Genomic DNA, 15,648 nt, shown 5'->3' with positions numbered 1-15,648 from the left:
AATTATTTTGGAAATCTTTCCAGCAAGGCGGTCTGCTCCTTTATCGCTTCCTTAAACTCCGATTTCAATTGTGCCACCAATTCAGAAACAGGCAAGGTGTTCTCAATCGTAGCGACACCCTGACCGGCCGACCAAATCGTTTTCCAAGCTTTGGCCTCGGTATCAAGTTCTTTGCCGAAATCAATTTTCGTATCCTTTTTTAAATCCTCTTCAGTGATGCCCGCAGCTTTGAGACTGGCGGACAAAAAATTGGCATGCACCCCTGAAATGGCCGCCGTATAGGTCACGTCGCTGGCCCCAGCTTCAATGATCATCTTCTTGTACTCATCGGGAGCCTTGCTTTCTTTGGCATTGATAAATCGGGTGCCCATATAGGCCAGATCAGCACCCATCTGCATGGCAGAGGCAATGTCACGACCTGTACTGATGCAGCCAGAGAGAATAATGGTCTTGTCAAAGAATTTTTTGACCTCGGCCACCAAAGTCATCGGATTGATGGTGCCCGCATGGCCTCCCGCCCCAGCGGAGACCAAAATAAGTCCGTCAACCCCTGCTTCTGAAGCCTTTTCGGCATGCCGTTTTTTGATGATGTCGTGAAACACGAGTCCACCATAGCTGTGCACCGCATCGACCACTTGGCGAACCGCCCCCAAAGAGGTAATGATGAGTGGCACTTGTTGTTTGACACAGAGTTTGAGATCGGCTTCTAATCTAGGATTTGTAGGGTGCACTATTAAATTCACCCCGAACGGGGCTGCTTTTTGTCCCGTTTCCTCTTCAAATTTTTTGAGTTCCGATTTGATTTCGATGAGCCATTCTTCGAAGCCTTCACTCGAGCGTTGGTTCAGGGCAGGAAAAGTGCCCACGATTCCGTTTTTACAACATTCAATGACCAGTTTTGGTCCAGAGATTAAAAACATAGGGGCGGCTATGACCGGTAGTGCAAGGTCGTTGATGAAAGGTACTTTTTGGCTCATCGTAAAGGATTTTCAGAAAATTTAATTATCGAAATGGCGTTTCCCTCAAAACTATGGTATTTTTACGAGGTATTATGCGTGCATAGTTTATTTTGCAGATTAAGCTAAAAGAAGGAATATTTTAAAATATCATCCGCTGTGAAAGATAGTCTCAAGAAGTCTTTAATCTTTCGTCTAAAAGCAAAGCGGTCTTAAGTCTTAAGAAAAATGTTTTATAAGGAATTTGAAATCCGTTGGAGCGACCTCGATGCCAACCGCCACTTGGCCAATTCGGCCTATATCAATTTTATGAGCCATACCCGCATGGCCTATTTGGGGCAGCTAGGCTTCAACCAAAAAACCATGGCCAAATACAATATTGGCCCCGTGGTTTTCTACGAGCACGTGTATTATTTTAAGGAGGTGTTTCCAGGCAGACCCATCAAGGTTTCCTTAGGGTTCAATGGTATGAGCGAAGACGGCATGTTCTTTGAGTTTCAACATGATTTTTATGATGCGGATGGAAAAAACTTTGCCCGATGCGAAATGATGGGGGCGTGGATGGATTTACAGGAACGAAAACTAACCGCTTTGCCCCAAGAATTTTTGGATGCCTTTGACAATATGGAGAAAGCAGATGATTTTAAAACGCTGACCAAAGCCGATACCCGAAAATACGCAAGAACACCCAAAGACTTATAGCTTGGGGGGACCGAGAGGGGCTCTTTTACTCGCGAGATACACTCCCACCAGCACTAAAATCGCAGCTAAAATTTTAATCGTGGTCAATGCATCTTTTCCGGTAACCAGCGCAAAAAGAATTCCGATGACAGGTTGTACATAGATAAAAGCCCCAATGGTTGACGCCTTGAGTTCGGTCATGGCAAAAATGTTGAACAAATAGGTGCAGAAGGTGGTGCCGACAATGACAAAGGCAATCACACCGTAGGCCCAAAAAGGCATGGTGGCCCATTCAATTTGGGTAAACTCTGTAAAAGTGATGGGGAGGTTGATAACCACTGCTATGGTGAACAACCACTTCATCAAGGTAAAAGGGTGGTATTTTGAGACCAATTTTTTGGCCACAACAAGGTATGCTCCGTACGAGGTGGCATTCAAAATAAACAAACTGTTGCCCAACGGAATGTTCGGGGCATCTTGCCGCAATTCTGCCCCGAAAAGTACGAGCCCAAGTGCGCCTACAAAGCCCAGAAAAATTCCAAAGCCCTTATTGAAGGTGATACGCTCGCTCAAGAAAAAAGCGGATAAGATGACAACGATAATGGGGCTTATGGTGACAAGTACCGAGCTGTTGATGGGCGTAGAGAGTTCCAATCCCTTAAAAAAGGCCAACATGTTGATGACCATGCCCAACAAAGCCGCTAGAACGAGCCTGCCCCAATCCCGCTTTTCAATTTTCTCTTTCGGGCCAAAAAATGAAACGCCCCAAAAGAGTATCGCCGCACCTACAACCCGCAGAAAGATAAACCCAAAAGGGGTGACATAAGTAGGCATGACCCCCTTGGCAATAGTATGGTTAATGCCATAAATGGTGGTGGCCGCTACGGCAGCCAAAAGAGCGAGCGTTCTTTTGCTCATCCGTGCAAGGCGGCTTTGGCCCCTTCGACCTGTTTTTTGGCGTTGCCGATAAAGATTTGGCCATCGACAACTACTACAGGGCGTTTTAAAAAGGTGTAATGTTCCAAAATCAAGTTTTTGTAATCTTCCTCGCCCAAATCTTCATCGTTTAGACCCCGCTGTCGAAACAACATGGCACGGCGGCTGAACAATGATTCGTAACTATCAGTTAGGGCTCGCATTTCTTCCAACTCATCTTTGGTGATGCCCTTTGATTTGATTTCTCGGAGTTCAATGCCATCCAATGGTTCGAGTTCTTTCAAGATTTTTTGACACGTTTTGCAGGTTTCCAAATGGAATATTTTTTTCATCAATTATTATTTTTTCATTTCCACGATGGTGGAAATCTGTTCTTTGTCATTCCCATGAAGATGGGAATCCATTCAATTTTAGTTTAACTATTATTCATAAATTCGAATTACTTGACCATTGTTCTTTCCCAGAACACTTCGCACGTATCCGTTGACCACTTTAGCCATTGGCACAGGATTATGCCCGGGAAAAAATTCTCTATACTTTTCAAATGCGGCATCCACGGTTCCCGCAGAAACTGCATTGAGCCGAATGCCGAATTTTAAATCTAAAGAAGCGGCTTTGACAAAGCTATGAATTGCCCCGTTCACCATAGCCGCACTTGCGGTTTTTTCAACCGGGTCATCTGCTAAAATGCCCGTAGTCAAGGTAATGGAGCCATTTGTGTTTAAATAAGACTTGCCTATTCGGGCAAGATTCACCTGCCCCATGAGTTTACTTTTTATTCCAACGTAGTAATCTTCTTCTTTCAGATTGCTGAAATAATCCCACTTGGCTTCACCGGCGACATTAACAATGGCATCTAACTTTTCTGTTTTTTTAAATAGTCTTTCGATAGAGTTACTTGATTCGATATCTACAAGAAAATCACCGCTGCTTCGTCCGGCAATGATTACCTCTTCGTTTTTTTTGAAGTGCTCGGCAACATGCTTGCCAATGGTTCCGTTGCCACCTACAATTAAAATTTTCATCTGTTTCGCTTTAGTTTAATACAAACTTGACAGCCGCCTTTGAATGAATCATCGTAGTATCAAAGGAAGGAGCATCAATTTCATCTTCTGGAATCAATATGGGAAGTTCAGTGCACCCTAAAATAATACCATCAGCACCTTGGGCGGTCATATTTTCGATTATGGACAGACACTTTTTTTTGGAAGATTCTGTGAACACACCCTTTGCCAGTTCTTGATATATAATGGTGTGCACGGTGTCTCTGTCTTCAACATTTGGAATGGTGACCTCAAGACCAAAATCTTCTTCAAGCATTTTGGTGTAAAAGTCTTTTTCCATGGTAAATTTTGTTCCCAAGAGCCCAACTCTTTTAACCCCCCTCCTTTTGATAGCTTCTCCTGTAGCTTGAGCGATGTGTATAAAGGGAATGGCTACCGCTGCCGTAATGTAATTGCTGACCATGTTAATGGTATTTGAGCCCAGAATAATGACATCGGCACCAGCATCCTCCAACCTTTTGGCTTCTATGGCCATCAATTTTCCAATCTCTGCCCAATTGTCTTCAAAGGACAATTTCTCGATTATGGCAAAGTCAACAGAACTCATTAAAATTCTGGCAGAATGGCTTCCACCTAAAGTATCTGCAACAATCTGGTTCAGATATTCATAATAAAACTTAGAGGACTGCCAGCTCATACCCCCGATCAAACCTATTGTTTTCATATTTTAACTTATTTAGTTTTTGACATTTGTTCAGCTCCAAGGATTTTTACCGATAGAAACCACCTTACCAGATGGCCGCTCCAGCTTTTTTCTTTGGGTGTGCGATCTTTGATAACGCAGCTTGTGGAGTTTGCCATAATATTGATATTTCGCTATTTATCGATTTGTATAATCAAATTTTTTATAATTTATCTTTTAACGTATTTACATACGCGTTAATGACCTCTTCGTTTCTTCTATAGTATGTCCACTTACCATGTCTGGTAGGGATGAGCAAATCAGCATTTTGCATCGAGTTCAAATAGGTTGATATTGTCGATTGTGACAAGCCAGCCTTGTCCTGAATGAAACCGACACAAACCCCGTCATCAAAATGATCGATATCTTGGTGTGGCGGAAAGTTTTCTTCAGGATTTTTCAACCATTTCAAGATATCTACCCGGGTTTTATTGGCGAGAACTTTGCTTATTTCCACAATATCCATGAAGCAAATATATAAAACATATCGATATATCGAAAAAATTAGATATGTTTAACATTAAAAACCTCCATTTCTTGAGAACTACAACTTTGGCTGGAAGGTTTTTTTCAAGAACGGATTGGCTTCATCAAAAGAAATGGTGAGTAGTATAGGTCCATCGGCATACGACGCCACCTCGTATTGGTTGTAGACCATCTGGAGCCCTTCGGGAGTGAATCCGATATTATCTGCAAGGTGAAATTGGTTTTTTTCAAACATGAAGCCTGTTGTATTGATGTCTCCATTTTTGGGAATGTCCTGCTCGCTTCTGAATTTGGTTTCTGCCAATGTTGTAAAACCCTCTAGGTCTTTGAAAAGCTGCCAATTGTCAAGCTCTTCCCCCTTATCTTTATCAAAATTTAGATATGTGGTATACCCGTAACCGTGGGCGCCGCCCGTGTAGGTGTACCCATTGAGTTGAATGGTGACGAGACTTTTATCTTCATAAATGACCTCGGCTTTGATTTCTGCTTCCCATTCTGAGAGGCTCGCCATATCGGGGAATTCACTCTTCATTTTATGATACTCAGCAGTAAAAGAGTCCATGGCCCCTTCAATATCTGAAGCGTCATTTTCATCCTCAAAACTCAAAGAATAGATGATCTCTTCACGTAAAGCGGTGTTGATGGTTTGGGCCACCTTGTTCTCACTCAACACTTTGGGAATTTTGATCACCATCGCCGGGCAGTCACTACAGCCTTCGTTGGTCAACGTCATGGTTTCAAACGTAAGTTTTTCTTTTTTTTCGCAACCAATGGCAAGCAACAGCAACAGACAAAACGTAATTTTTTTCATGAAAGCAGGGGCATAAGAAAACAATTGATAAATTTCCAAATAGGCTCTAAAACAATAACGATACCTTTGCACAACAATTATACAAAATGAGCAAAAAAGACTTAAAATTCAATAGCAAAACCATTCACGGCGGGCAACAGCCCGATAAAGCTTATGGGGCCGTAATGCCACCTATTTACCAAACCTCGACCTATGCACAGACCACTCCTGGTGGGCATCAAGGCTATGAATATTCGCGCAGTGCTAACCCAACGCGAACCGCTTTGGAAAATGCACTGGCCAGCATCGAAAATGGAAATTTTGGACTGGCTTTTGCCAGTGGACTTTCCGCGATGGATGCAGTCATCAAATTATTGAATCCTGGGGATGAGGTGGTGTCCACCAACGATTTGTATGGGGGCAGTTACCGCATCTTTCGTCAAATCTTTGAAAAGTATGGCATCACCTTTCATTTTGTGGGGATGCAGAATGTTGCTGCGATTGAAGAAAAAATCAATGAAAAGACCAAACTGATTTGGGTAGAGACCCCGACCAACCCCATGATGAACGTGGTTGATTTAAAGGCTGTTGCAGGTTTGGCAAAAGAACACAGTGTTCTATTGGCCGTTGACAATACGTTTGCGACACCTTACCTACAACAACCATTGAATCTTGGTGCCGACATCGTGATGCATTCAGCGACCAAGTATTTGGGAGGCCATAGCGATGTGGTTGTCGGTGCTTTGGTGGTAAAGGATAAAGAACTTGCAGACAAGCTTTACTTCATCCAAAATGCGAGCGGGGCCGTCTGCGGACCTATGGACAGTTTTTTGGTGCTCCGTGGTATCAAGACGCTACATGTTCGTATGCAGCGCCACTGCGAAAATGGGGAAGCCATTGCAAACTATTTGAAAAAGCATCCAAAAATCGAGAAAGTGTATTGGCCGGGCTTTGAAGACCATCCCAACCATGATATCGCCAAAAGCCAGATGAAAGGTTTTGGGGGCATGATTTCCTTTATCCCTAAAGGAAGCTCATTTGAAGATGCGGTCAAAATCGTTGAAAAATTAGAGGTCTTTACCCTGGCTGAATCGTTGGGCGGTGTAGAAAGTTTGGCAGGCCACCCGGCAAGTATGACCCATGCGAGCATACCCAAAGAGGAGCGTGAAAAAAGTGGTGTTGTCGATTCGCTGATTCGGTTGAGTGTGGGCATTGAGGATGCTGACGATTTGATGGCAGACCTAGAACAAGCAATAGGATAATGGGCTTCAAAATATTTTTAAAAATCAATCCCCCAAATTATGTAAATAGCATAATTTTGACTTTAAATTCCTAATTCAATAATTTAACAGCACATATCCTATCCCAATGGAAGAAAAAATCAAAGTATTTATGGATGAGGTCAAGACCAGAAACGGTCATGAACCTGAATTCATCCAAGCGGTACAAGAAGTGGCCGAAACGGTAATTCCCTACATCGCCAAACACGAGATTTACAACGGTAAAAATATTTTGTTGCGCATGGTCGAACCAGAACGGCTGATTTCGTTTCGTGTGGCATGGGTTGACGATGACGGTGAAATTCATGTGAACCGTGGGTATCGAATTCAGATGAACTCGGCCATTGGGCCATATAAAGGCGGGCTTCGATTTCACCCAACCGTAAATGCGAGTGTTTTGAAGTTTTTGGCCTTTGAACAGGTGTTCAAGAACAGTCTGACCACATTGCCGATGGGTGGTGGTAAAGGCGGTTCTGATTTTGACCCCAAAGGAAAATCAGACGATGAGGTGATGCGTTTTTGCCATTCTTTCATGCTCGAACTGTGCAGGCACATTGGCCCGAACACTGACGTCCCTGCAGGTGACATCGGCGTGGGTGCTCGTGAAATCGGATTTCTTTTCGGGGCCTATAAAAAAATTCGAAATGAATTTACCGGGGTTTTGACCGGGAAAGGAATGTCTTGGGGTGGTTCGTTGATTCGTCCAGAGGCTACGGGATATGGAACGGTGTATTTTGCCGATAGCATGTTGAAGACCAAAAATGATTCCTTTAAAGGTAAGAATGTCGTGATTTCCGGTTCTGGAAATGTCGCTCAGTATGCCGCTGAAAAAGTATTGCAATTGGGTGGTAAGGTCTTGACCCTTTCCGATTCAGGCGGGCATATTTATGACAAGGATGGAATTGATGAGGAAAAACTGAAATGGGTGATGGATTTAAAGAACAACCGTCGTGGACGCATTTCAGAATATGTGAAGCAATATCCTAATGCCGAATATAAAAAAGGCGTAGCCCCTTGGGAAGTGCCCTGCGATGTGGCCCTGCCCTGTGCAACGCAAAACGAATTGAATGGTGAGCATGCAAAAATGTTGCTGAAGAATGGCTGTACGGTCGTTTCCGAGGGTGCAAATATGCCGTCTACTCCCGAAGCGATACATGCATTTCATGAAGCAAAGATTTTATTTGCCCCTGGTAAGGCTTCCAATGCAGGGGGTGTGGCCACCTCGGGACTGGAAATGTCACAGAACTCGCTCCGCATCAGCTGGACACGTAAAGAAGTCGATGAACGCTTAAAAGCTATCATGGAAGATATACATGATTCTTGCATTGAATATGGTAAGGAAGAAGACGGCTATTGCAATTACGTCAAGGGAGCCAATATTGCTGGCTTTGTAAAGGTTGCCGATGCGATGTTGGCACAGGGGGTGATTTAAGCTTCCTAGAGTTAAAAAATAACAGCCTAGACCTTCATGGTTTTCGAAACCTTGAAGGTCTTTTATCTTTGAAAAATGCAAGTCACTACCAAGGCCATCGTGTTCTCGTCACTCAAATACGGTGATACCAGTCTCATTGTCAAAGCCTTTACAGAGTCTGACGGCCTCAAATCATATTTGCTCAAAGGGATACTTTCCTCAAAAAGGGGCAAACTGAAAACCGCATATTTTCAACCGTTAATGCAGCTGGAGCTTATTGCCAATCACAAGAACAAGGGTACTTTGGAAACCATTCGTGAGGCCAAGCCCATCCATCCCTACAAGACGTTGCATACTGATATTCTGAAGAACAGCATGGTGCTTTTTCTAGCTGAAATGCTCTCGAACAGTGTTCAGGAACAAGGCAGTGATACAGGATTGTTCCATTATTTGCAATATGCTCTTGACTGGCTAGACCACAGTGACCCAGAGCCCAATTTTCATATTCTCTTTTTACTGAACCTGACAAAATATCTGGGCTTTTATCCTGATAATGAGTACAAAAATGCCAGCTATTTTGACCTTCAAGAGGGCATGTTCATCAACGCACCATCGTTAAACCCGATTTTGGAGGGAAAAACACTTGAAAACTTCAAACACTTTTTGGGCATAAATTTTGATGTATTGAAGACAGTACACATGACCAGAAAAGACCGTCAAGAGCTGTTGGCCAAGGTAGTTCTCTATTTTGGGCTACATTTGCACGGATTCAGAAAACCCAAGTCTCTGGGTGTTTTAAATGCCGTTTTCAACTAGTATGCACAGACATATCTGTATCATCCTTTTTTTTCTTTTTTCGATACTGGGTTTCGCTCAAGAAATTACGGTTCTTGATATTGATTCGGGTACTCCAGTGGTGAACGTGGCCATTTTCAATGCAGATAAATCAAAGACCACGATTACCGATTTTGATGGCAGGGCCGACCTCTCAAAATTCAGTGGCAACGAACGTATCATATTTCGCCACATCAGTTACGAAGAGTTGAGGACAACCAAAAACAAACTGGCCAACAAAGGCTATCGCGTTTATTTAAACTTAAAGGCTGAACAGTTGGAAGAAGTGGTCATGTCGGTATCAAAATGGCAGCAACAACGAAAGGATGTTCCCCAAAAAATAGTTTCCATAGATGCACAGAGCATCGCTTTGATGAATCCACAGACCTCCGCAGATTTATTGCAGGGCAGCGGTAAGGTGTTTGTACAAAAAAGCCAATTGGGGGGTGGCAGCCCCTTGATCAGGGGGTTTGCTACCAACCGCATTTTGCTTTCTGTGGATGGGGTACGCATGAATAATGCTATTTTTAGGGGTGGCAATGTTCAAAATGTAATCAACATCGACCCTTTTACGGTCAAGAATACGGAAGTGATTTTTGGCCCGGGGTCGGTCATTTATGGCAGTGATGCCATCGGTGGGGTCATGAACTTTTTCACACAAGAGCCAAGGTTTTCATATACGGATAGTTTAACAGTTTCTGGCAATGCTGCGTATCGCTTTGCTTCGGCCAATTTCGAGAATACGGCACATGTCGATTTTAATCTGGGCCATCAGACCTGGGCCTCCTACACCAGTTTTTCATACAATAATTTCGATGATTTGCGTATGGGTTCCCATGGGCCAGAATCATATCTGAGGAACAATCTGGTCGTTCGACGTAACGGCCAAGATGAACTGGTGCAGAATGGAAATCCAAAAAAACAAGTGCCCTCGGGCTATGACCAGATTAACTTTCTCCATAAACTGAAATATCGCCCAAACTTAAATTGGACGTATGATTTGGGACTTTACTATTCCACTACTTCAGATTATGACCGGTACGATCGTTTGATACAGCCAACCAGTGACGGTGAGGGGCTGCGTTCGGCAGAATGGTTTTACGGTCCCCAGCGATGGTTTATGGGCAATCTACAGATTACCAAACAGGGAAGAAATAAATTCTACGATGGGGTCAAACTGACCACGGCCTACCAATTTTTTGAGGAAAGCCGCAACAGCCGTGATTTTCAAGACCCAATACAGTTCACCAATCGCGAGCGGGTGAATGCGCTCTCTGTCAATCTTGATTTTGAGAACAAAAAAATCGGTGATTTGCGATTGTACTATGGCGGGGAGTATATCTTCAATAAAGTCAATTCTCAGGGTAGCCAACAAAATATTGAAACTAACGAAACCGCTGCCGCCGCCTCTCGTTACCCCGATGGGGCCACGTGGCAGACATTGGCGGGCTACATCAATGGCGAATATCAAATACAACCGAATTTGACGCTCCTTTCGGGGGTGCGCTACAGTCAGGTTTGGGTCGATGCACAGTTTGACGATACTTTTTTTCCTTTTCCCTTTGAAGAGGCAGATTTAATCACCGGAGCGTTGACGGGTAGTTTGGGCGTGAGTTGGTTTCCTACGGCAAATTTGCAATTGACCCTCAATGGATCCACGGGTTTTCGGGCCCCCAATATTGATGATGTGGGAAAGGTTTTTGATTCAGAACCGGGTTCCGTGGTGGTGCCCAATCCTGATTTGGTGCCCGAATATGCCTATAGTGTGGATTTTGGCATCCGTAAAAACTTCAATGACAAAGTGGTCTTGAAGGCTTCAACCTATTACAGTTATTTGGTGGATGCTTTGGTGCGAAGGGATTTTGAATTCAATGGCCAGCGTGAGATTATCTACAACGGCGAGTTGAGCAATGTGCAAGCCATTCAAAACGCAGCCCGCGCCTATGTTTACGGATTCGAATTTGGTTTGGAAGCCTTTTTTAATGAAAACTGGTCTTTTATGGGCAACCTCACCCTTACCGAGGGTGTGGAAGAAGATGACGACGGCACTGATTCACCCGCCCGCCATGCGGCACCTACCTTTGCCGATGCCCATATTCTTTGGAAGAACCAAAAACTAAAGTTGGATTTTTTCATGAATTACAACGGTGAGATACCTTTTGAAGATTTGGCCTTTACCGAACGCAACAAGCCCTTTATCTATGCTGCCGATGAAAACGGAAATCCATTTTCACCTTCTTGGTACACCTTGAATTTTCGGTCACAATATCAAATTTCGAATGCATTGACGACTTCCTTCAATTTAGAAAACATCACGGATCAACGTTATCGTACCTACTCATCGGGTATAGTGGCCCCCGGTATCAATTTGATTTTAGGGCTGGGTTACCGTTTCTAAATAAAAAGCCCCAACTCAAAGTCGGGGCCTTCTGATAAATAGTACTAATTCGACTTAATTGTCGTCAGTGGCTTCTTCCACCTTCTTGGCAGCGTCATTTGCCGCTTTTTTGGCATCATCGCCCATTTTTTCGGCACCTTCTTTCATTTTCTCACCAGTTTCTTCTGCCTTGTCCATGGCTTCTTCACCTGCTTCTTTCATACTGTCTCCGGCCTCTTTCATGGCATCAACAGCATTCTCACCAGCTTCCTCAAGATTTTCGCCCGCTTCTTCTAGAGCGTCTCCTGTTTCTTCAGCGGCATCATTCATTTTGTCCGTACATCCTTCACAAGACTGGAATCCGAATGTTAGTGTAGCCAATGCAAATACTAGAATTACTTTTTTCATTTTTTTGTGGTTTTAGTGTTTCGATAAATATACGCATTTGGTGTTGGTATGGATTATTCTACCATCACATCTACTATGTTATCAAAGATATTTTCACTCTAAATTCTTAATTTTGCACACTTGTAAATTTAGAGACTGTTTGGAAATGTAACGTTAGAATTATGATAGCCTATTTTTGATGCAGATTGAGGCAAAATTTTAACGAAAATATGCGCAAAAAGAGGTTATAAGAAAATAATCGAGATATTTCCAAACAGTCTCTTAGAAGCATAGCGGCATGAAGTTTAGGGAATATAAGGGTTTGGATTTGCCCAGAGTGGCCGAGGAAGTTTTGGCCCACTGGAAGCAGCACGACATCTTTGAAAAAAGCGTGTCTACCCGAGAGGGAAAGGAAAGCTATGTTTTCTATGAAGGTCCCCCGTCTGCCAATGGCATGCCCGGCATTCACCATGTAATGGCCCGAACCATTAAGGATATTTTTCCGCGGTACAAGACTATGAAAGGGTTTCAGGTAAAGCGCAAGGCAGGATGGGACACCCATGGCCTCCCTATCGAGTTGGGTGTAGAGAAAGAATTGGGCATCACCAAAGAAGATATTGGCAAGAAAATATCCATCGAAGAATACAACGAGGCCTGCAAAAAGGCGGTGATGCGCTATACCGATGTGTGGAATGACATGACCGAAAAAGTGGGGTATTGGGTCGACATGGATGATCCCTACATCACCTACAAACCCAAATACATGGAATCGGTCTGGTGGTTGCTCAAGCAGATTTACGATAAGGAGCTGATTTATAAGGGCTACACGATACAACCCTATTCTCCAAAGGCGGGCACGGGGCTAAGCTCCCACGAATTGAACCAACCGGGCACCTATCAAGATGTGACCGATACCACGGTGGTGGCACAGTTTAAATGCCTCTCCCCAACCCTCTTCTCAGGAGAGGGAGCAAAATCTGTGTGGGCTGCCTTTGGTGTGGATTCCTCCCTTGGGGGAGGTGCCGAAGGCGGAGGGGGTAAAGGGACTGCCTTTTTCTTGGCCTGGACCACCACCCCATGGACGTTGCCCTCAAACACCGCTCTCACGGTCGGGCCGAAAATAGATTATGTGCTGGTCAAGACCTTTAACCAATACACCTTTGAGCCGATTCATGTGGTTTTGGCCAAAAACTTGGTTGGCAAGCAATTTTCAGGCAGGTTTTTTGAAGCTGAAAGCGATGAAGACTTTGCGAGTTTTAATAGTGGGGACAAGAAAATCCCCTACAAAATCTTGGCAGAAGCAAAAGGCGCTGATTTGGTCGGCGTTCGCTACGAACAGTTGATTGATTATGCCCAGCCCTATCAGCATCCAGAAAATGCATTTCGGGTCATTGCGGGCGATTTTGTGACCACTGAAGATGGCACGGGCATTGTGCACACGGCTCCCACCTTCGGTGCTGATGATGCCATGGTTGCCAAGCAGGCAGAGCCTGAGGTGCCACCGATGTTGGTTTTGGATGAAAACAACAATCCCGTTCCATTGGTGGATTTGCAGGGGAGGTTCAGACCCGAAATGAAAGAGTGGGGTGGTAAGTATGTCAAGAATGAATATTATGAGGATGGCAAAGCCCCCGAAAAATCCGTTGATGTTGAGATTGCCATCAGATTAAAGGAAGAGAACAAAGCCTTCAAGGTCGAAAAATATGTGCACAGCTATCCGAACTGCTGGCGTACCGATAAGCCGATTTTATATTATCCGTTGGATTCCTGGTTCATCAAGGTGACCGACGTTCGCGACCGCATGTATGAACTGAACCAAGAAATCAACTGGAAGCCAAAGTCCACAGGCGAGGGCCGTTTTGGCAACTGGTTGGCCAATGCCAATGACTGGAACCTTTCCCGCTCAAGATACTGGGGTATCCCACTCCCGATTTGGCGTACCGAAGACGGCCAAGAAGAACGTATCATCGGTTCCGTTGAGGAATTGAAAGCCGAGATGGCAAAGTCGGTCGAGGCGGGCCTAATGGAAAAGGATATTTTCGAGGATTTTGTTGTGGGCGACATGAGCGAGGTCAACTACGATAAAATTGACTTGCACAAGAACATAGTGGATCAGATTGTACTGGTGTCCCCATCAGGAAAACCCATGAAACGGGAAGCTGACTTGATTGATGTCTGGTTCGACAGTGGTTCTATGCCTTATGCTCAATGGCACTATCCTTTTGAAAAAGCCCAATGGATTGACAATCGGGAGGTGTTCCCAGCTGACTTTATTGCTGAAGGTGTGGATCAAACAAGGGGCTGGTTCTATACACTCCACGCCATTGCGACCATGGTATTTGATTCTGTGGCCTATAAAAATGTGGTTTCCAACGGACTTGTTTTGGATAAGGATGGCAAAAAAATGTCAAAGCGCTTGGGCAATGCGGTAGATCCCTTCGATACCATGAACGCCCACGGCGCCGATGCCACCCGCTGGTACATGATCTCGAATGCGAACCCATGGGATAACCTGAAGTTTGATATGGACGGGGTGGTCGAGGTCAAACGCAAGTTTTTTGGCACCCTGTACAACACCTATTCGTTCTTTGCGCTGTACGCCAATATTGACCGATTCAACTATGCTGAAGCTGACATTCCATTAAAAGATAGGTCAGAATTGGATCAATGGATTCTATCGGAGCTGCATACTTTGATTACTATTGTTGATGAGGCATACGCTGATTACGAACCCACCAAAGCAGCCCGGGCCATTTCAGACTTTGTACAAGAGAACCTGAGCAATTGGTACGTGCGTTTGAGCCGAAGACGTTTCTGGAAAGGCGATTACCAGCAGGATAAAATCTCGGCCTATCAAACCTTGTATACTTGTTTGAAGACTGTGGCAAAGCTTTCCGCTCCGTTGGCACCTTTTTATATGGATAGGCTTTACAGCGATTTGGAAGCCGTTACCCAAAAAGAAAACCAAGAAAGCGTGCATTTGGCCGATTTTCCCGTGAGTGATAAAAAGTACATCAACAAACCATTGGAAGAAAAAATGCAGATGGCACAGAAAGTTTCCTCATTGGTGCTTTCCATCCGCCAGAAAGAAAAAATAAAGGTGCGGCAACCGTTGCAGAAAGTGATGATTCCTGTTTTGGATGCTTCTCAACGAGCAGCAATCGAGGCGGTATCCGACCTTATAAAATCCGAAGTCAATGTCAAAGAGATTGAACTGCTCGACGATGCTTCTGGAATTTTGGTAAAACAGATCAAACCAAATTTCAAGGCTTTGGGGCCTAAATTCGGTAAAGAAATGAAGGCCATCGCGGCTGCTGTTTCCAAATTGGACCAGTCAGCTATCCAAAAAATCGAGCAAGAAGGCGAAATATCGCTTGATTTGGAAAATAAAAGCATTAAATTACAGTTGTCTGATGTAGAAATCACCTCGCAAGACATTGAAGGTTGGCTCGTGGCCAATTCAGGACCGTTAACCGTGGCACTTGACATTTCCATCGATGAAAACCTTAAGAATGAGGGTATTGCGCGAGAGTTGGTCAATAGAATCCAAAACCTGAGAAAAGAATCGGGCTTTGAGGTGACCGATAAAATTGACATCAAAATATTGAAAGACGGTTTTGTCGAAAAGGCAATTGAAAGCAATAGAGACTATGTCAAGTCTGAAACGTTGACCGCAGCGCTTGACTTTGAGGAGACTATGGAGGAAGGCACTGAAATCGCCTTCGACGAGGTAAACACTAGATTGTTCATTCAAAAACATTGAA

14 protein-coding genes are annotated in these 15,648 nt (G+C 44.1%); 6 read left to right on the top strand and 8 right to left on the bottom strand.

The window, feature by feature from the left end:
* Nucleotides 1-2: 2 nt before the first annotated feature.
* Nucleotides 3-977: a nitronate monooxygenase gene (locus tag AAAH86_RS13730; RefSeq protein ID WP_343488220.1), complete on the bottom strand. Its 975-nt coding sequence runs from the start codon at nt 975-977 to the stop codon at nt 3-5.
* Nucleotides 978-1,184: 207 nt separating this feature from the next.
* Between AAAH86_RS13730 and AAAH86_RS13725 the strand changes: the two genes are divergently transcribed.
* Nucleotides 1,185-1,658, top strand: a complete 474-nt coding sequence (locus AAAH86_RS13725; protein ID WP_343488219.1) for a thioesterase family protein — start codon at nt 1,185-1,187, stop codon at nt 1,656-1,658.
* Here AAAH86_RS13725 and AAAH86_RS13720 read toward each other — a convergent pair.
* The 6 genes from AAAH86_RS13720 to AAAH86_RS13695 form a co-directional block, all read right to left on the bottom strand.
* On the bottom strand, nt 1,653-2,555 hold the full coding sequence (locus AAAH86_RS13720) for a DMT family transporter (protein WP_343488218.1): 903 nt from the start codon (nt 2,553-2,555) through the stop codon (nt 1,653-1,655). The two genes, AAAH86_RS13725 and AAAH86_RS13720, sit on opposite strands and share 6 nt — an antisense overlap.
* Nucleotides 2,552-2,905 carry an ArsC/Spx/MgsR family protein gene (locus AAAH86_RS13715; RefSeq protein ID WP_343488217.1) on the bottom strand — a complete coding sequence of 118 codons (354 nt, stop codon included), beginning with the start codon at nt 2,903-2,905 and terminating at the stop codon, nt 2,552-2,554. The genes AAAH86_RS13720 and AAAH86_RS13715 overlap by 4 nt, the downstream gene beginning before the upstream one ends.
* Before the next feature lie 90 nt (nt 2,906-2,995).
* Entirely contained in the window at nt 2,996-3,598 is a 603-nt protein-coding gene (locus tag AAAH86_RS13710; protein WP_343488216.1) for a short chain dehydrogenase, read from the bottom strand.
* A 10-nt stretch (nt 3,599-3,608) separates the two neighbouring features.
* Complete coding sequence (locus tag AAAH86_RS13705) at nt 3,609-4,301, bottom strand: aspartate/glutamate racemase family protein (protein ID WP_343488215.1); 693 nt, start codon at nt 4,299-4,301, stop codon at nt 3,609-3,611.
* Between the two features lie 181 nt (nt 4,302-4,482).
* Nucleotides 4,483-4,785 carry a helix-turn-helix transcriptional regulator gene (locus tag AAAH86_RS13700; protein ID WP_343488214.1) on the bottom strand — a complete coding sequence of 101 codons (303 nt, stop codon included), beginning with the start codon at nt 4,783-4,785 and terminating at the stop codon, nt 4,483-4,485.
* Nucleotides 4,786-4,863: 78 nt separating this feature from the next.
* On the bottom strand, nt 4,864-5,616 hold the full coding sequence (locus AAAH86_RS13695; RefSeq protein ID WP_343488213.1) for a DUF4163 domain-containing protein: 753 nt from the start codon (nt 5,614-5,616) through the stop codon (nt 4,864-4,866).
* Between the two features lie 86 nt (nt 5,617-5,702).
* On the opposite strand from AAAH86_RS13695, the gene AAAH86_RS13690 reads away from it, so the two are divergent.
* From AAAH86_RS13690 to AAAH86_RS13675, 4 genes are all read left to right on the top strand, one after another.
* Entirely contained in the window at nt 5,703-6,857 is a 1,155-nt protein-coding gene (locus AAAH86_RS13690) for a cystathionine gamma-synthase (RefSeq protein ID WP_343488212.1), read from the top strand.
* A 106-nt stretch (nt 6,858-6,963) separates the two neighbouring features.
* Nucleotides 6,964-8,307 carry an NADP-specific glutamate dehydrogenase gene (gene gdhA, locus AAAH86_RS13685; RefSeq protein WP_343488211.1) on the top strand — a complete coding sequence of 448 codons (1,344 nt, stop codon included), beginning with the start codon at nt 6,964-6,966 and terminating at the stop codon, nt 8,305-8,307.
* 75 nt (nt 8,308-8,382) lie between these two features.
* Nucleotides 8,383-9,102 carry a DNA repair protein RecO gene (gene recO / locus AAAH86_RS13680; protein WP_343488210.1) on the top strand — a complete coding sequence of 240 codons (720 nt, stop codon included), beginning with the start codon at nt 8,383-8,385 and terminating at the stop codon, nt 9,100-9,102.
* A 1-nt stretch (nt 9,103) separates the two neighbouring features.
* Nucleotides 9,104-11,518: a TonB-dependent receptor gene (locus AAAH86_RS13675; protein ID WP_343488209.1), complete on the top strand. Its 2,415-nt coding sequence runs from the start codon at nt 9,104-9,106 to the stop codon at nt 11,516-11,518.
* A 54-nt stretch (nt 11,519-11,572) separates the two neighbouring features.
* Here AAAH86_RS13675 and AAAH86_RS13670 read toward each other — a convergent pair whose 3' ends face one another.
* Complete coding sequence (locus tag AAAH86_RS13670; RefSeq protein WP_343488208.1) at nt 11,573-11,905, bottom strand: hypothetical protein; 333 nt, start codon at nt 11,903-11,905, stop codon at nt 11,573-11,575.
* 277 nt (nt 11,906-12,182) lie between these two features.
* Between AAAH86_RS13670 and ileS the strand changes: the two genes are divergently transcribed.
* Entirely contained in the window at nt 12,183-15,647 is a 3,465-nt protein-coding gene (gene ileS, locus AAAH86_RS13665) for an isoleucine--tRNA ligase (RefSeq protein ID WP_343488207.1), read from the top strand.
* Nucleotide 15,648 lies beyond the last annotated feature (1 nt).

It is taken from the genome of Allomuricauda sp. d1 (genome assembly GCF_039592695.1).
In the GTDB taxonomy this organism is placed as follows: domain Bacteria; phylum Bacteroidota; class Bacteroidia; order Flavobacteriales; family Flavobacteriaceae; genus Flagellimonas_A.
The sequence above is the reverse complement of the archived record's forward strand: the minus strand, read 5'-3'. Positions and strand labels throughout refer to the sequence as shown.